The organism is Sinomonas sp., from assembly GCF_036848755.1.
Classification (GTDB): domain Bacteria; phylum Actinomycetota; class Actinomycetes; order Actinomycetales; family Micrococcaceae; genus Sinomonas.
Genome location: NZ_DAIUJO010000032.1, coordinates 19,488 through 36,740, shown reverse-complemented (window position 1 = coordinate 36,740; position 17,253 = coordinate 19,488). Strand labels below are relative to the sequence as shown.

Below are 17,253 nucleotides of genomic sequence, written 5' to 3'. Positions count from 1 at the left end.
CCGCAACGGCCACACCGGCGCCGACCCCATCATCGCCAACCGACCACTCCGCGGGCAGCGGTAGGCAGCACGCAACCCGTCCAGGCCCCACGCGGACAGCGGTAGGCCGCAGGCGGCCGCTGCAGGCAGCACGCAACCCGTCCAGGCCCCACGCGGACAGCGGTAGGCAGCAGGCGGCCGCTGCAGGCCGCGCGCAACCCGTGCAGGCGGCACGCGGCAAGCATCGCTGCGACACAGCGGGGGCACAGAAGTCGGTGGCAGGCTGAAGCCATGACGCCGACCACCCCCACGATGACGGACGGCCCCCGGCCGAACGCCTTAACCGCGCCTTCGCGGTGGGGCCGCGTCCGGGCGGCCGCCCGTCGTCCCGTCGCTCGGCAGCTCACGCGATTCACGGGCGTGGGCGTCATCTGCACGGCCGCCTCAGTGGCCCTTTACGCGGCGCTGCGCTTCCCGGTCGGTCCGACGGCGGCGAATGCTACGGCGCTCATCGTGACCTCGCTGCTCAACACCGAGCTCAATCGACGGTTCACCTTCCACATCCACGAACGCCGCGGCCGCCTCCACGACCACCTCCATGGTCTCGTGGCCCTCGTGATCGCCCTCGGGCTGACGAGCGGGAGCCTCTGGGCCCTCCTCTGGGCCGAGCCGAACGCTGGCATCGCCGAAGAGCTGTGGACCACGACCCTGGCGGGATGGGTCGCAACGGCGGCTCGTTTCGTGCTGCTGCGATACTGGGTCTTCCGGCGCGCGAGGAACGCCTGAACCCTCCTTCAACACCGCAGCCAGCAACTTCAACTGGCGGCAGGCAGAAATGTCGGACCCCTCCCGGAGACTTGGGTCATGGATATCGAGGGGCGTCACGGACCGACCGTGTGGCCAGCCGATCCCCTGGGGGAGGACGGCTGGGATCTCTGGGCGGACCCGCTCGCTCGCCTCATCGAGCCGCCCCACGTTGATCGCGCTCTCTTCGACGCACCCGAGGATGGCGGTGATGAGTTCGACACTCTCTGGGAGGCCGCTCTTTCGCCGCATGCGATCATGGCCCGGGCACGGGCGCAGCGGGCCGACGCCCTAGTCTGCGAACTCCAGGAGATCGACGCGGAGCAAGCCCGGCTTGAGGCCCGTAAAGCTGTGGTTCTTGCAGCGCTGACGGCAGCCGTCGGAGGCACTTCGGAAAACCCAGTTCACAGGCTCGATGCGCCCAGCGTTGCTGCTTCCGAGCTCGCCGCAGCACTCCGGATCTCCCAACGCACGGCGAAAGCAGCGGTCGCCGAAGCCCTGACCCTCACAACCCCCTCGTGGGCGCCGCTTCTGGATCGTATGGCCGCCGGCGATCTTCCCCGCCGCCGCGTCAACGCGATTCTCGAAGCGGCGTCACCCGTCCCTCCCGAGCACCTCTCGGCCTTCTCCGCTCAGGCTGTGGCACTTGCCTGTCCGGGCGATCCTGATCAGCTCCCCGGCCACGGAACTCTGCGGCGTCGTCTGCGCCGCCTGGCCGAGAACTATGCCGGCGATCCGTTGACGGCACGGAAGCAAGGAGCGTGCGCCCACCGGCGGGTCGACCTCGAACCAGCCCAAGACGGAATGTGCTGGCTCTCGGCTTACCTCCCTCTCGAGATGGGCGCCGCGATCGATACTCGGTTGGAGGCCATCGCACGCTCGCTGCAGAGCCCTTCGGAAGAGCGAACCATCAGCCAGCTGCGGGCAGATGCCTTCTCGGATCTCCTGACCGACGCTGCCCTTCTCGGCGCCAGTTCGGCGCGTGCTGAAGGATCTCCTGCGTCGTCAGGAGCCGTCGGCGGCGTGCGATACGAGCTCATTGTGACGGTTCCCGCGCGGACGCTCTCGGGAGAATCGGAGTGCCCCGGAGAGATCGTGGGCTATGGGCCTATCGACGCCGACGCCGCTAGGCTCCTCGCCTCGGAGGCTGCGACGTGGACGCGCCTCTGGGTCGATCCAGACACCGGTGCTCCCCTCGCCATCGGACGACGACGCTACGCACCCACCCTCGCCATGCGTCGCTTCCTAGGCGCCCGCGACAGGACGTGCCGCTTCCCCGGCTGCGACAAGCCAGCGGCCGCAACGGAAGCCGACCACACCCGAGAATGGTCGGAGGGCGGAGCGACGGAGACTGACAACCTCGCACTGCTCTGCCGCGAACATCACCGACTCAAGACGGTGGGCCATTGGAAAGTGAGTCAGGTCGGTGCTGACTCGGGCGCCCCCACTAGCGTCACCGCTCCCGACAGGTCGGTCTCCGCCCCGCCCGGAACCCTTGAATGGACAGCTCCCTCCGGCCACAGGTACATCACGTACCCGGAACGAGATGGGCCGCCTCCGTTCTGAGTTCCCGGCTGAGACTGCCAACGTGACGCGCGCTGCGCTGGGCTGTGGGGTGCGCTCGCGCTGCGCTGGGCTGTGGGGTGCGCTCGCGCTGCGGTGTGCTTGGCTGCGCTGGGGCGCGCTGCGGTGTGCTTGGCTGCGCTCGCGCTGCGCTGGGGTGGGCCGGGCTGCGCTCGCGCTGCGCTTGGCTGCCGCCGACCCTATCGGTGCGCGATTCCTGTCACGGCGGCATAAGCGTCCCGGAGAGCGAGGGCGGCGGTCTCTAGCTCCTCGCCAGTGATGGTTACCGGCAGGGTGAAGCGTACGGCAGTCTGCGCCGTCTCGGCGTCGAGACCGAGGGCGAGGAGCACGTGCGAAGGATCACTCGACCCTGCGGCGCACGCCGAGCCCGATGAACAGACGACGCCACGCCGCTCGAGCTCGAGCAGTACGGATTCGCCGCTGACCCGAGGAAAGCAGAAGGAGGCATTGCCGGGGAGACGCTGCTCGGCGTCGCCCGTCGGCACTGCGTCGGGCACGAGCTCGGTCACTCGGTCGACGAACGCCCGTCGGAGGACTGCGAGGCGAGGCGCCGCCGTCGTTCGCTCGGCTTCGGCCAGGCGCAAGGCTGTCGCGAGCGCCACGGCGCTGGCGACGTTCTCCGTGCCCGACCGCAGCCCCCGCTCCTGGCCGCCGCCGTCGACGAGCGGCTCGACGGTCAGCCGGCCCGCGGCGTACAGCACACCGACGCCCTTGGGGGCGCCCAGCTTGTGGCCAGAGATGCTGAGGGCGTCGACACCGAGTTCGTGCACGTCGAGTGGGAGGACACCGGCGGCCTGCACCGCGTCGGTGTGGAACGGGACGCCCGCGGCGTGCGCAACCGCAGCGAGTTCCGCGATCGGCTGGACGGTGCCGACCTCGTTGTTCGCGTACATGACAGAGACCACGGCGGTCTCTTGCGTGACGACGGCGGCCAGCGACGCGGGCGCAACCCGTCCCGCTCCGTCGACGGGGACGACGTCGACCGCGAACCCGTGCAGACGGGCGAGGCTTCGTGCGGACTCGAGGACCGCCGGGTGCTCGATGGCGCTGACGACGATCCGCGTCCGCCGCGGATCGGCCGCCCGCCGTGCGAGCGCGATCCCCTTGACCGCGAGGTTGTCCGCCTCCGTGCCGCCCGAAGTGAAGGTCACCTCTCCCGGGCGGCACCCGAGCACACGCGCGACGTCGGCGCGTGCCGTCTCGAGCGCGGACCGGGCGCGCTCGCCGAGCTCATGGTGGCTCGAGGGGTTGCCGAAGTCACCAGTGAGGTAAGGCCACATGGCCTCGAGGACCTCGCGGCGCACGGGAGTCGTGCCCGCGGCATCGAGATAGATCACGGACGGATCCCCTCCGACGCGCCGGACGCGCCGGACGCAGCAGCAGCAACATGCTGAGCGGCACCGGGCTCCGCGGCCTCCAGCACGACGTCGAGCCCCAGGTCGAGGTTGACCACCGAATGCGTGAGGGCGCCGACGGAGATGACATCGACACCCGTGGCGGCGATGGCAGCGACGGTCTCGAGATTCACCCCGCCACTGGCCTCGACGATCGCACGGCCAGCGACGAGCGCGACGCCCGCGCGGAGTTCCTCGGGCGTGAAGTTGTCGAGCATGATCGTGTCGACTCCGGCGGCGAGCACGGGCTCGATCTGCTCGATCGAGTCGACCTCGACCTCGAAATGCGTCGTGTGCCCGAGCCGCTCACGGGCAGCGCGGAGCACCTCGGTGAGCAGCGCCGGCTCGCCGCCCGTGAGGACGGCGAGGTGGTTGTCCTTGGCCATGACGGCGTCCGAGAGGCTGAAACGATGATTCCGCCCCCCGCCGCAGCGGACGGCGTAGCGTTCGAGCTCGCGCAGGCCTGGGGTCGTCTTCCGGGTGTCGACGATGCGTGCCCGCGTGCCCTCGGTGAGCGCGACGTAGCGCGAGGTCAGGGTGGCGATCGCGCTCATTCGCTGCACGAGGTTGAGCACCACGCGTTCCGCGGTGAGGATTTCTCGTGCTCGCCCCGAGACCCGCGCGAGGACTGCCCCGGCCTCGAAGGGCTCGCCCTCGGCGGCGAGGAGCTCAACGTGGGCCTGTGGGTCGTGGAGGCGGAAGCCGGCCTCGATGACGGGGCCGCCCGAGAAGATGCCCGGAACGCGGGCCCGGAGCTCGGCGGTGGCGCGCGCCGACTCGGGGATGAGGACGAGCGACGTAAGGTCCCCGTGGGGTGCTTCTTCGGCGTAGGCCGTCTCGAGGACCCGCCGCAGCGCAATCCCGGAAAGCGGCATCGGCGCGGCCGGAACACGTTGATCGCGAGCGAGGGGGGTGGTGGCCTGAGCGGTCACGTCAGGCGCTCCTTCCTGCCAGCGCGGGCTGGCGGACGACGTCGATGCCCGCCTCCCCGGAGCCCTCGCCAAGGCGGCGCTCGGGGAAGTCGAGGCGGAAATGGGCCCCTACGGACTCTTCGCGCGCGGCGGCTGCCGCCACGAGGAGTCGGCCCGCGAGGACGAGGTTCTCGGTCTCAGGGTCATCCGAGGAGAGGCCGGCGAGCGCGGCCGCCGCCCGGGCGAGGCCCTCGGCGTCGCGCAGGACGCCAGCGTCCCGCTCCATGGTCCCGGTCAGTCCGGCCCGTGTCGGCTGGTGCGCGGGCGAGGGCTCCCGATTCAGAGGGTTGTCGACGGCGAGCGCCGCGCCGGGGCGGGGCGAGGGGCCCTCCCACGCGTCCGACGGCGCCGCCACGAAGCGCTCGACGGCGCGGGCGGCGAAGACGACCCCCTCGAGGAGCGAGTTGGAGGCGAGGCGGTTCGCGCCGTGCACGCCCGTGCACGCGACCTCTCCGGCCGCGTACAGGCCGGGGACGCTCGTAGCGCCGTCGAGGTCGGCCGCGACGCCGCCCATCCAGTAATGCGCGGCGGGCCCGATGGGCAGGAGATCCCTCCGCCAGTCGTATCCAGCCGCGCTGGTCATGGCGTCGAGACTCGGGAAGCGCCGGGCGAGGAAGCCCGCACCGCGCGCCCCCTCGACACCGGTCGCGTCGAGGTAGGCCGGCCCTCCCCCGGCGCGACGGTGCAGGGCGAGGGCGCGCGCGACCGCGTCCCGGGGCGCAAGCTCGCCGAGCGGATGGTAGTCGGCGACGAAACGCCGCCCGGACGAATCCCGGATCACGGCCCCCTCGCCCCGCACGGCCTCGGAGATGAGGGAGGAGCGGAGGGTGCCGTCGGCCATCCTGATCTGGAGGGCCGTCGGGTGGAACTGGTAGAACTCGAGGTCCCGCAGCAACGCTCCCGCGCGGAAGGCGAGGGCCACCCCGTCGCCCGTCGCGACCGCGGGATTCGTGGTCTGCGCGAAGAGCTGTCCCGCTCCCCCGGTGGCGAGGAGGACGGCGGCGGTGTCCACGCGCCGTCGTGCGCTGGCGGCACCAGCGCCGGACGGAAGGTACTCAACGCCCGCCACGGCCCCGCCGTCGAGCAGGATCTCGGTGGCCATGGCCCGCTCGAGGACCTCGATGCGCCCCTCGGCTTCCAGGGCGCGCACGCGCGCCATGAGCGCGCGGGTGATGCCCGCTCCGCTCGCGTCCCCGCCCGCGTGCAGGATGCGAGGGAACGAGTGGGCTGCCTCGAGGCCCAGGAGGAGCCGCCCGTCGGGGCCTCGGTCGAACGCGACGCCGTTCCCGAGGAGTGCGCCGACGGCGCGCGCCGCGCTGCCGCACATGACCTCGACGGCGGCGCGACTGCCGACCCGGGCGCCCGCGGCCATGGTGTCGGCGGCGTGGGACTCGACGCTGTCCCCGGGTGCTCGCTGGCCCTCGGGCAGGACGGCGGAGAACCCGCCTTGGGCGAGCATGCTGTTGCTGTCCGCGAGCGCGCCCTTCGTCAGGAGGACGACGTCGGCCCCCGCCTCTGCGGCGGAGATCGCGGCGAAGAGCCCCGCGACGCCGCTGCCGACAACCGCCAGGCGGCGTCCGCTCGAGCTTGTCACGGCCGAGCCGCCAACATGCGCTCGAGAGCGACACGCGCCGTCTTGGCGACGTCCGCCGGGACGTCGATGCGGTTCCGGACCTCGCCCTCGACGAGACCCTCGAGCACCCACGCGAGGTAGCCGGGGTGGATCCGGTACATCGTCGAGCACGGGCAGATGACCGGGTCGAGGCAGAAGATGGTGTGCTGCGGGTACTCGGCAGCGAGTCGGTTCACGAGGTTGACTTCGGTCCCGATCGCGAAGACCGTCGGCTCGGTCGCGGCGGCGATGGCCTTGCGGATGTAGTCGGTCGAGCCGTACTCGTCTGCTGCGTCGACGACCTCCATGGGGCACTCGGGGTGGACGATCACGCGCACGCCCGGGTAGTCGGCGCGCGCCTTCTCGATCTGCGCGACGTTGAAGCGACGGTGGACGGAACAGAAGCCGTGCCACAGGATGACGCGGGAATCCCGGAGGATCTCAGGGTCGGTGCCGCCCCACGGCTTGCGCGGGCTCCACATCGGCATCTGCTCGAGCGGCACGCCCATTGCCTTCGCCGTATTGCGGCCAAGGTGCTGGTCCGGGAAGAACAGCACCCGCTGCGCGCGCTCGAACGCCCACTCGAGCACGGTCGCCGCATTGGACGAGGTGCACACGATCCCGCCGTGCTCGCCGCAGAAGCCCTTGAGCGCGGCGGACGAGTTCATGTACGTGACGGGGATGACCGGCACGCGGCCGTCCTCGTCCGGGTCCGTCCCGAAAAGCTCCGCGAGCTGGTCCCAGCAAGCCTGTACGGAGTCGATGTCCGCCATATCGGCCATCGAGCAGCCTGCAGCGAGGTTCGGCAGGATGACGGCCTGGTCGTCGCGCGAGAGGATGTCTGCGGTCTCCGCCATGAAATGCACGCCACAGAACACGATGGCCTCGGCGTCTGGGCGGGTCAGCGCCGCGTTCGCGAGCTGGAAGGAATCGCCCACGAAGTCCGCGTGCTCGACGACCTCGTCGCGCTGGTAGAAGTGGCCGAGGACGACGACGCGATCGCCGAGGGCCTCCTTCGCCGCGCGGATGCGTGCGTGCAGCTCGTCGTCGCTCGCATCCTTGTACTCCTGCGGGAGCTGGCCTTGGCGCGGGGTCGACGCCGGAGCGACGTCGGCGCTCGACGCCCCAGGTCCGTAGGCGGGCAGCCCGCGCAGGGCCTCGGCGGCGTCGAACTCCCAGGGGCCCTTCGCAAGGTCGGTGCCGCACGTGCTCGTCGCTCCAGCGGTAGACGCGGAGGCCGGCCGGGGCCCAGACGCGTCGCCAGCGAGGCGCTCCGCCTCGGCACGGGTGATGAGGTCGATGGCGGTCGCGACGGACGTCATGTTGTGCTCCTTTGGGCAGGGCCGGTGTAGCGGTAGAGGCGGGGAGGACGGTGTTTTCCGCCCTCGAGGAACTGGTCGGTCGGCTCGATCTGGGGGGCCGATTTGAGCTGGCGGCGGAAGTTCGCGGGGTCGAGGGAACGGCCCAGGACCGCTTCGTAGACCTCGCGCAGCTGGGCGAGCGTGAACGTCTCGCCGAGGAAGTGGTAGGCGATCTGGGCGTATTCGAGCTTGTTGCGCAGGCGCCACAGGGCGTAGTCGATGATCTCGCGGTGATCGAACGCGAGACCTCCCTCGCCCTCGCCGCCCGTGTCAGCCCGGTGCCACGCGACGTTCTCAGTCTCCCCCTCGCCCTCGACGAGCAGCTCGGCCTCCGTGGGACGCACGAGTGCCCAGTAGACAATCGAGACGACCCGTTGGCTGCCGAGGCTTGGCCGGCTCGCGCGGTCGAGTCCGCCGAACGCATACAGCTGCTCGAGGTATTCGGGGGCGAGGCCCGTCGTCTCGCGGAGGTTCCGGCGGGCCGCGTCCTCGAGCGACTCGGTCGCCGTGAGGGGCCCGCCGGGAAGCGCCCACTGCCCCTTGAAGGGCTCCTTGACGCGGCGGACGAGCGGGAGCCATAGGGTGGGCTTCCCCGCGTCGCGGCTCGGCTTGAGCGCAAAGATCACGGTGGAGATGGCCAACGACGGCGGGAGCTGCGCGCGCTCCGAGACGTTCGCACCGAAGGGACCCGCGAAGAGCGTGCTCATGGGTGCTCCCTTCGCTAGCGCGCTCGTGGTTGGAACGGTTGCGGTGCCGGCCGCAGTGCCGTCGCCACGAGTTAAAGTCAAGATGACTCTAAGTGATGATACGCCTGAGGTGTGCGCGAGGGCAAAAGTGACGTGCCGCCCGGCCCTCGTTGCGCCGTCACCTCTGCCGGGTGCCGCTCTCGTCGCGCCGTCACCTCTGCCGGGTGCCGCTCTCGTCGCGCCGTCACCCGAGCCCCGCCCTCTCGTTGCGCCGTCACCTCTGCTGGGTGCCCCACCCTGCGAAGCTGACGGCGCAACGCAACGCGCCCACCGGACGGCCCCCATGGATGGGGCGCCCCGGGGAGGGGTCTCAGGAAGCCCTGCGAGCCGAACCCCGACCCTCTCGTTGCGCCGTCACCCGAGCCCGGCCCTCTCGTTGCGCCGTCACCTTTGCTGGGTGCCCCACCCTGCGAAGCTGACGGCGCAACGCAACGCGCCCACCGGACGGCCCCCGTGGATGGGGCGCGCCGGGGAGGCCCTGTCAGCCGCGCGCCGCGGCCTCGAGCAGCGGCAGAGTGCGCCCCTCGAAATGCGTGTTGAGAGCGATGACGCTCGAGGACCTGACCACAGCCTTCGTGGCCATGATGACGTCGAGGACGCGCTGCAGATCCGAATTCGAACGGGCCGCGACACGGGCCATGAGGTCGCTGTCCCCCGAGACCGTATGCACCTCGATGACCTCAGGGATCGCGGCTAGCGCCTTCGAGACGGCGTCGTGCCCGAGGTCCTGGTTGATGGTGAGGAAGCAGAACGCGACCACGGGGAACCCGAAGGCGCGGGGTTCGGGCTGCGGGACCCAGTGGGCGATCACCCCGTTCGCGATCATCCGATCGAGGCGCGCCTGAACCGTCGCCCTCGCGACCTTGAGGATGCGCGAGGCCTCGAGGACGGACATGCGCTGTTCCTCCGTGAACAGCCGGACGATCTTCGCATCGAGCTCGTCAACCCGCATCAGCGACCTCCCACTCCCGCGCGGATCCCGTGCCGCGCAAGCTCTGACACGATGGTACAGATTGATGCCTCAATTTTCCGTCATTGCGCATTCTGCTCAGGGCAGCCGGTCCGCGGACTCCGGATGCCAGCAGTCTGCTCAGCTCCGTGATACGCGCCACACAAGCGCGATAAATAGGGCTATTCTCGTCACCGTCCCCTGGCCCGGCACACCCCGTCGCGGCCATCGAAGAACCAAAGAGGGTCAATGACACCTATGCAGACTGCAGATGCGACAGTTGGCACCGAAGAATCACCAGCGGGCACCCACCACACGACCCCGACGACGACGTCGACGCTCGGGGTCGCCCTCAAGCCAAGACAGCTCACCATGATGGGCCTGGGCAGCGCGATCGGCGCAGGGCTCTTCATCGGCTCGGGCGCGGGCATCCAAGCCGCGGGCCCGGCCGTCCTGATCTCCTACCTCGTCGCCGGAAGCCTCATCATCCTCGTCATGTGGGCGCTCGGGGAGATGGCTGCGGCGAACCCGAATAGCGGCGCCTTCTCCGTCTACACGGCGCGGGCGCTCGGACCGGTCGCGGGAGCGACCGTCGGCTGGCTGTGGTGGCTGCAGCTCGTCGTCGTCATCGCGGCGGAGGCCCTCGGCGCGGCGGGCCTGCTCGCGAGCGTGTTCCCGGCACTTCCCGTATGGCTCATGGCGCTCGTGTTCATCGCGGCCCTCACGGCCGTCAATCTCACCCGCGTCCGGAACTTCGGCGAGTTCGAATTCTGGTTCGCGCTGCTCAAGGTCGCCGCGATCGTCGGCTTCCTCGCCGTCGGCGCGGCGCTCCTGTTCGGCTGGATCCCCGGTGTCAGCTCCCCCGGGCTGACGAACTTCGGCGGCTTCGCCCCGCACGGCTTCGAGGGGATTGCGACGGCACTGTTCGTGGTCGCCTTCGCCTTCGGCGGTACCGAGATCGTTTCAGTCGCAGCGGCCGAGACACGGGACCCCGCGCGAAGCGTGGGCAAGGCCGTGCGGACCGTCGTGTGGCGCATCCTCGTGTTCTACATCGGTTCGATCTTCATCATCGCCGCGGTCATCCCGTCGGGCTCGAGCGGGCTCAAGAGCCCGTTCGCCGCCGTCCTCGACTCGGCGGGAATGCCTGGTGCCGCGACCGCGATCACGCTCGTGGCCGTCGTCGCGCTCCTTTCGGCTCTCAACGCGAACCTGTACGGCGCGTCACGCATGGTATTCTCCCTCGCGGAGCGCGGCGAGGCTCCCCGGGCCCTCTCGTCGCTCACCGCGTCACGGGTCCCCGCGGTGGCCGTAGTCTCGAGTGTCGCGTTCGGCGTCGTCGCGACGGTGCTCGAGCTCGTCTTCCCCGATCGGGTGCTCCCGGTGCTGCTCAACATCGTCGGGTCGACGTGCCTCATGGTCTGGGGATCGGCTCTTGTCTCCCAGCTCGTCCTGCGGCGGCGCGCCGACCGCGAAGGGGCCGACCTGCCGCTGCGCATGGCCGGATTCCCGTGGCTGACGTCGCTCGGCCTCGTCCTGCTCGCGGCGATCTTCGTCGTCGGGCTCGTGGGCGACGACTCCAGGCCGCAGCTGCTCAGCACATTCGGGCTCGTCGTCGTACTCGCCGCCGGAAGCGCGCTGCGCCGACGCTCGGCGGCGGCGAAGGCCTAGCTCAGCCCCTCGAACTGCCCCGGGTTCCGGAAATCACCCTGCGCGGAAGCGCGAGCGAAAGTCCGAAACCCGGGGCAGTTCTGTGTCATCCGGCCTTCCGGTCACGCTGCCGCCCGGGTGCTACTTGGTCACACCGTCCCCAGCCACACCGCCCCCAGCCACACCGTCCCCAGCCACACCGTCTCCAGGCACACCGTCCCCAGGCACACTGTCTCTAGTCACACTGTCGAGTGACACGGGCCACAAGCCGCTCGTCTGAAACAGTTTGTATAGCCTCATCGAAAGACGTTGCACAGCCTGCTCGCTGAAACTACGGTCCTGCTATGCAGACTTCAGGACACCGCACGACGGCGGGTGGCCGGGCCGGTCTCGCGGGCGCACCGCGGGAGCCGCTCGCAGAGCTTCCCCCCACAGACGCCGTCACCGCGAGCGAGCTCGTCGAGCTCTACCGGCTCATGACCGCCGTCCGGCACCTCGACCAGGCCGCGATCTCGTGGCAGCGTCAGGGTATCGTCCCGGCCTACGCCCCGGAACTCGGCCAGGAAGCCGCGCAGGTTGGCTCGGCCCTGGCCGTGGACCCCCGCCGCGACTTCGTGTTCCCGACCTACCGGGAGCTTGGCGTGGCCCTGGCGTGCGGCGTGGACATGGTCGAGTACATGTCCACGCACAAGGCCACTTGGCACGGTGGGCTCTGGAATGCCGCCGAAGCGCACGTCGCGCCGATCCAGGCCGTCGTCGCCGGCTCGGTACTGCATGCCGTCGGCTGGGCGCACGGCCAGACCCTCGAGGCCCACGGCGAGTTCCCCGAGGGCGGCTACAGCGTCGCAATCACGTACCTCGGCGATGGGGCCTCGAGCCAGGGCGATGTCCACGAGGCCATGAACTTTGCCGCCGTCTTCAAGGCCCCCGTCGTGTTCTTCGTCCAGAACAACGGCTGGGCGATCTCGGTCCCAACCGAGCGGCAGGTCGCCGGAGGCAGCGTCGCCGCCCGCGGCGCGGGATACGGGATCCCGGCGCTCCAAGTCGACGGCAACGACGCCGCCGCCGTCCTGACCGCGACGCGCCGCGCCGTCGCCCACGCCCGCGCAGGGCACGGCCCGGCGATCGTCGAGGCCATGACCTACCGCCGCGGGCCGCACGCGACCTCCGACGATCCCGGCCGCTACCGCTCCCTCGAGGACGAACGGGCCGACGGAGGCGCAGACCCGCTCGTCCGGCTCCGCGAGCGCATCCTCGCGGATGCGGCTGACCGCCCTGCAGTCGAGGCGACGCTCGACGCCGCCGATGCCGCCGCCGCTGCCGAGGCCGAACAGGTCCGCGAGGGGGTGCTGGCCCTGGGCCCGCGCCCCGGGGCCGAGATGTTCGACCTGGTCTTCCAAGAGCCCACCGACGAGCTGCTGCGGCAGAAGGCTGCCTGGCGTGAGGAGTCCGAGCATGAGTGAGACCCTGACAGAGACCGCAAGCACAACGGAGCCGATCATGGCCGGAACCGCAGCGTCCCCGGCACCGCTGGAGCTCTCCCTCCAGGGCGCACTCAACCGGGCACTCGATGAGATCCTGGCCGAGGACCCGAAGGCCCTCGTGCTCGGGGAGGACGTCGGCACTCTGGGCGGCGTCTTCCGCGTCACGTCGGGGCTCGCCGCCAAGCACGGCGCTGAGCGGGTCTTCGACACGCCGCTCGCGGAGTCGGGCATTCTGGGCATGTCGATTGGCCTCGCGATGGCCGGCTTCCACCCGATCCCCGAGGTCCAGTTCGACGGTTTCGCCTACCCTGCCGTCAACCAGATCGTCTGCCAGCTGGGCCGCATGAACTACCGCAGCCGCGGCGCCCTGCCGATGCCGGTCACCCTCCGTGTTCCCAGCTTCGGCGGCATCCGCGCGCCCGAACACCACGGGGAGAGCCTCGAGGCGCTCTTCGCCCACGTGCCGGGCCTCAAGGTCGTCTCCCCCTCCGACCCGCAGCAGGGCTACTCGCTGCTCAAGGCCGCGGCCCGCATGCCCGATCCCGTGATCTTCATGGAGCCCAAGTCGCGCTATTGGCAGAAGGGCCCCGTCGTCACTGAGGGTGCCGCGGCTGCCGCTTCACGGTCAGCGGACGACGGCGGTGCCCCCGGGGGCGCGGACGTCGACCGCGCGCAGATCGACGGCGCCCGCATCGCCCGCCCGGGCCGTCACCTCACGCTCGTCGCGTGGGGGGCGATGGTGGCCCGCTGCCTCCAGGTCGCCGAGCTCGCCGCCGAGGACGGGATCGACATCGAGGTCCTGGACCTCCGCTGGCTCAAGCCCATCGACGCCGACGCCCTGGCGGCCTCCGTCGGGAAGACGCGCCGCGCCGTCGTCGTCCATGAGGCACCGCGCACCTCAGGCCTCGGCGCCGAAGTTGCCCAGATCATCTCGGAGCGCTGCTTCGGAGCGCTCAAGGCACCCGTTGAGCGCGTCACCGGATTCGACGTACCGTATCCATCAGGCGACCTGGAGGACGAGTACATCCCGAACATCGACCGGATCCTGTTCGGCATCCAACGAGTATTGGAGTACAAGCGTGGCTGAGATCCCCTTCCCCCTCCCGGACCTCGGAGAGGGCCTCATCGAGGCCACCGTCCTCGAGTGGCTCGTCGCCGAGGGCGATCAGGTCGAGCGCAATCAGCCGCTCGTCGAGGTCGAGACCACCAAGTCCGCGCTCGAGCTGCCGTCGCCACAGTCCGGCAAGGTCATCAAGGTCCACGGAGCGCCCGGCGACGTGATCAAGGTCGGCGAGCCCCTCGTGGTGTTCGAGGTCCCGGACAACACGGCCGGGATCGTCGGGACGGTGCCGAGCGAAGAGGCCCCGAAGCGCCGGGTCCGGCTGAGTGCGAATCTGGACGAGGACTGATGACGATGGCGACGGGGCGGCACGCCGGAGCGGCGCCTCACCACACGGTCGAGGGGACGGACCCGGGCCTCAACGTCCAGGACTTCGAACCCGATGAAGCGGCCGCCCTGCCGCCGGTGCTGCTGATCCACGGCTTCGCTTCCTCGGTCGCGCTCAACTGGGAGCAGAGCGGGTGGATCGCCGCGCTTCTCGACGCCGGCCGGCGCGTCATCGCCGTCGACCTCCCCGGTCACGGGCTCAGTTCCGCTCCCGAGGACGTCGATTCCTACTCGCCCAGCCGCATCAGGGCGGACCTCCTGCAGATCGCGACCGACGCCGGCGCACGCCCGATCGCTTCCGGCCACCCCGAGAGCGGGCTCGACGTCATCGGATACTCGCTCGGCTCGCGGCTCGCATGGGAGTTCGGGGCGACTCAGCCGGCGCTCGTGCGGCGCCTCGTGCTCGGCGGCCCGAGCGGGCGCGACCCGCTCGCCGAATTCGATCTCGCCGCGGCCCAACGCTTCCTTGCGGATGGCACCCCGATCGCGGACGAATCCACCGCCGCGCTCGTGACGATGGCGCTTGCCTCCCCCGGTTCGGACATGTACGCCCTCCTCTCGCTCGTCGAGGCCGTCAAGGAGGAGCCGTTCGACGCCGCCGAGGCGGTGCCGCGGCAGCCCATCCTCATCGCCGCAGGCGAGAAGGACGAGCGGGCCGCAGGGCTCGAGGCCCTTCACGCGCTGGTGCCCCAAGCGCGGATCGTCCTGATCCCCGGCCGGAACCACGTCAACGCCGTGACGGCCCGGGCCTTCAAGCAGGCGGCGATCGAGTTCCTCGCCGAGTAGCACAGGGCCGCGCGGGTGCACAGCGCGTCCGGGTGCACAGCGCGCCCGGGTGCACAGCGCGCTTGGGCTGACGGCGCAAGGGGCTGAGCGCGCAAGAGACAGACCGTGCAAGGGGGTTGACGACCCCCGACTTCCGCGGCACACTGGATCGTATACGATGATCGTATACGATCCATTCGGTGTGAGGCTGGCACGGTGCGTGGCGCCTCACCCCGAGTGCAACTCGAGGGAGAGGGAACAGTGGAACACGACCGCTTGGGCCAAGACACGATCGACGCCGCCGGCAAGGTCATCGCGGTGCACCTCAACTACGCGAGCCGGGCTGCGCAGCGCGGACGCTCCCCCGAGGTCCCCTCGTACTTCCTCAAGCCGGCCACATCGCTCGCCCTCTCGGGCGCGGAGCTCGAGCGGCCCCGAGACGTCGAGCTCTTCACGTTCGAGGGCGAGGTGGCACTCATCATGGGCGGCCGCGCCCGCAACGTAGGCATCGACGAGGCGTGGCCCCACGTCGGCTGGGTGACGGCCGTGAACGACGCCGGGCTCGCCGACCTGCGCTGGCCGGACAAGGGCTCCAACCTGCGCTCGAAGGGTGTCGACGGGATCGCCCCGATCGGCCCCACCCTGCTCCCGGCGCAGGAGCTCGACCCCGCCAACCTCCGTGTCCGCACGTGGCGCAACGGCGAACGCGTGCAGGAGGATTGGACCTCGACCCTCATCTTCCCGTTCGCGCACCTCATCGCGGACCTTTCGAGGCTCATGACCCTCCACCCCGGGGACATCATCCTCACCGGCACCCCCGCAGGCGCCACGGTGGCCCAGCCCGGGGACGTCCTCGAGGTCGAGGTGGACGGCCGCGCCCTCGACGGCACTCCGGTGAGCACCGGCCGCCTCTCCAATAGGGTGGTCCAGTCCGACCTCGTCCTCTCCCCCATCGGTGCCCTCCCGAAAGTGAACGACGCCGAACGCATCGACGCGTGGGGGTCGGCCGAGGCCGCCGGGGTCGCCCCGCGGGATGACCGTCCGGCCAGCGCCCTCACGCCCGAGCTCGAGGCCACGCTTCGCTCGGTCGGCACCGCGACGCTCAGTGTCCAGCTCCGCAGGCGCGGCATGCAGAACTGCCACATCGAGGGCCTCATCCCGACGAAGCCCGGCGCGAAGATCGTCGGCACGGCCCGGACGCTGCGCTACATCCCCGCGCGGGAAGACCTGTTCAAGACCCACGGCGGCGGCTACAACGCCCAGAAGCGCGCCGTCGACTCGCTCCGTCCCGGCGACGTCCTCGTCATGGACGCACGCGGCGAAAAGGGTTCGGGCACCCTCGGCGACGTCCTGGCCCTCCGCGCGCAGGTGCTCGGCGCCGAGGCGATCATCACCGACGGCGGCATCCGCGACTTCGGTCCAGTCTCGGCCATGGACATCCCCGCATGGGGCTCGAACGCGCACCCCGCCGTCCTCGGGCGGAAGCACGTCCCGTGGGCCGTCGACGAGACCGTGGCGTGCGGCGGGGCCGCCGTCCAGCCGGGCGACGTCATCGTGGGCGACGAGGACGGCATCGTCGTCATCCCGCCGCAGTTCGTCCACGAGGTCGCGGACGACGCCGCTGCCCAGGAACGCGAGGAGGCGTGGGTCGCCGAGCGGGTCGCCGAGGGCAACCCGGTCAACGGCCTGTTCCCCATGAACGCCGAATGGCGTGCGCGCTACGAGGCCGACGCCTCCAGCACGTCCAGCACGGCAGGGGCCACGCAATGAGCGCCCCGGCCGGGGCCGCGGCGGCGTCGTCCCCCACCCTGAGCAAGTCCCAGCTCGCCTACGAATGGCTCCACGGCCGGATCGTCTCGGGAGAGCTCGGTCCGGGATCCCGCCTCGTGCTCGCCCAGGTCGCGACCGAGCTCGACATCTCCGTCGTGCCCGTCCGCGAGGCCGTCCGCCGGCTCGAGGCCGAGGGCCTCGTCACGTTCGAGAAGAACGTCGGGGCCACCGTCGCGGGCATCGACCCGGTCGAGTACCTGTACACGATGCAGACCCTGAGCCTCGTCGAAGGCGCGGCGACGGCGCTGTCCGCGCCCGCCGTCGGCCGTTCCGAGCTCGACGCCGCGCGCGAAGTCAACGGGTGGATGCAGGCGATGCTCGTGGACTTCCCCGCGAATTTCGACCCGGTCAAGTTCACGCAGCTCAACCATGACTTCCACAGCGTGCTGTTCGAGCACTGCCCGAATCCGCACATCCTGGACCTCGTGCACCGCGGCTGGAACCGGCTCACGGCCCTCCGCGGCTCGACGTTCAGCTTCGTCCCCGAGCGCGCAGGCGAGTCCGTAGCCGAGCACGAAGAGCTCCTGCAGCTCATCGAGCGGGGTGCCCCGACGGCGGAGATCGAGCTCGCGGCGCGACGCCACCGCTCGGCCACCCTCGATGCGTACCTCGCCCGGACGGACGCCCACCCCAGCTTCCCCACCCTCTGAACCATCCGACCAACCTGAGACCACCCGCTC

15 protein-coding genes are annotated in these 17,253 nt (G+C 70.7%); 9 read left to right on the top strand and 6 right to left on the bottom strand.

Translation table 11 applies throughout. The annotated features are described in order from the left end of the window. Positions 1-270 precede the first annotated feature (270 nt). Together V7053_RS07315 and V7053_RS07310 are read left to right on the top strand one after the other, a co-directional pair. On the top strand, positions 271-765 hold the full coding sequence (locus V7053_RS07315) for a GtrA family protein (protein WP_334171608.1): 495 nt from the start codon (positions 271-273) through the stop codon (positions 763-765). Positions 766-843: 78 nt separating this feature from the next. Continuing rightward, the gene (locus tag V7053_RS07310; RefSeq protein ID WP_334171607.1) at positions 844-2,349 is read left to right on the top strand and encodes an HNH endonuclease signature motif containing protein; all 1,506 of its coding nucleotides are present in this window, start codon (positions 844-846) and stop codon (positions 2,347-2,349) included. 197 nt (positions 2,350-2,546) lie between these two features. Here V7053_RS07310 and V7053_RS07305 read toward each other — a convergent pair whose 3' ends face one another. The 6 genes from V7053_RS07305 to V7053_RS07280 all read right to left on the bottom strand — a co-directional run bounded on the left by V7053_RS07305 (position 2,547) and on the right by V7053_RS07280 (position 9,403). Then, entirely contained in the window at positions 2,547-3,704 is a 1,158-nt protein-coding gene (locus V7053_RS07305) for a cysteine desulfurase family protein (protein ID WP_334171606.1), read from the bottom strand. Beyond that, positions 3,701-4,636, bottom strand: a complete 936-nt coding sequence (gene nadC / locus V7053_RS07300; RefSeq protein WP_334171612.1) for a carboxylating nicotinate-nucleotide diphosphorylase — start codon at positions 4,634-4,636, stop codon at positions 3,701-3,703. The genes V7053_RS07305 and nadC overlap by 4 nt, the downstream gene beginning before the upstream one ends. Positions 4,637-4,694: 58 nt before the next feature. Then, positions 4,695-6,326, bottom strand: a complete 1,632-nt coding sequence (gene nadB, locus V7053_RS07295) for an L-aspartate oxidase (RefSeq protein ID WP_334171605.1) — start codon at positions 6,324-6,326, stop codon at positions 4,695-4,697. Further along, positions 6,323-7,666 carry a quinolinate synthase NadA gene (gene nadA / locus V7053_RS07290; protein WP_334171604.1) on the bottom strand — a complete coding sequence of 448 codons (1,344 nt, stop codon included), beginning with the start codon at positions 7,664-7,666 and terminating at the stop codon, positions 6,323-6,325. Before nadA ends, nadB begins: the two co-directional genes overlap by 4 nt. Continuing rightward, positions 7,663-8,412 carry an NUDIX hydrolase gene (locus V7053_RS07285; RefSeq protein ID WP_334171603.1) on the bottom strand — a complete coding sequence of 250 codons (750 nt, stop codon included), beginning with the start codon at positions 8,410-8,412 and terminating at the stop codon, positions 7,663-7,665. The genes nadA and V7053_RS07285 overlap by 4 nt, the downstream gene beginning before the upstream one ends. Positions 8,413-8,932: 520 nt before the next feature. Beyond that, on the bottom strand, positions 8,933-9,403 hold the full coding sequence (locus V7053_RS07280; protein WP_334171602.1) for an Lrp/AsnC family transcriptional regulator: 471 nt from the start codon (positions 9,401-9,403) through the stop codon (positions 8,933-8,935). 369 nt (positions 9,404-9,772) lie between these two features. Between V7053_RS07280 and V7053_RS07275 the strand changes: the two genes are divergently transcribed. From V7053_RS07275 to V7053_RS07245, 7 genes are all read left to right on the top strand, one after another. Continuing rightward, a complete protein-coding gene (locus V7053_RS07275; RefSeq protein WP_334171611.1) occupies positions 9,773-11,068 on the top strand; it encodes an amino acid permease in 1,296 nt (431 codons plus the stop codon). A gap of 455 nt (positions 11,069-11,523) precedes the next feature. Further along, positions 11,524-12,510, top strand: a complete 987-nt coding sequence (locus tag V7053_RS07270; RefSeq protein ID WP_334171610.1) for a thiamine pyrophosphate-dependent enzyme — start codon at positions 11,524-11,526, stop codon at positions 12,508-12,510. Then, positions 12,503-13,618, top strand: coding sequence for an alpha-ketoacid dehydrogenase subunit beta (locus V7053_RS07265; RefSeq protein ID WP_334171601.1), 1,116 nt, complete (start codon positions 12,503-12,505; stop codon positions 13,616-13,618). The genes V7053_RS07270 and V7053_RS07265 overlap by 8 nt, the downstream gene beginning before the upstream one ends. Beyond that, entirely contained in the window at positions 13,611-13,940 is a 330-nt protein-coding gene (locus V7053_RS07260) for a biotin/lipoyl-containing protein (RefSeq protein WP_334171600.1), read from the top strand. The genes V7053_RS07265 and V7053_RS07260 overlap by 8 nt, the downstream gene beginning before the upstream one ends. 5 nt (positions 13,941-13,945) lie before the next feature. Beyond that, positions 13,946-14,764, top strand: coding sequence for an alpha/beta fold hydrolase (locus V7053_RS07255; protein ID WP_334171609.1), 819 nt, complete (start codon positions 13,946-13,948; stop codon positions 14,762-14,764). Between the two features lie 240 nt (positions 14,765-15,004). Beyond that, positions 15,005-16,513 carry a fumarylacetoacetate hydrolase family protein gene (locus tag V7053_RS07250; RefSeq protein WP_334171599.1) on the top strand — a complete coding sequence of 503 codons (1,509 nt, stop codon included), beginning with the start codon at positions 15,005-15,007 and terminating at the stop codon, positions 16,511-16,513. Continuing rightward, a complete protein-coding gene (locus V7053_RS07245; protein WP_334171598.1) occupies positions 16,510-17,223 on the top strand; it encodes a GntR family transcriptional regulator in 714 nt (237 codons plus the stop codon). Before V7053_RS07250 ends, V7053_RS07245 begins: the two co-directional genes overlap by 4 nt. The last annotated feature ends 30 nt before the right edge of the window (positions 17,224-17,253 follow it).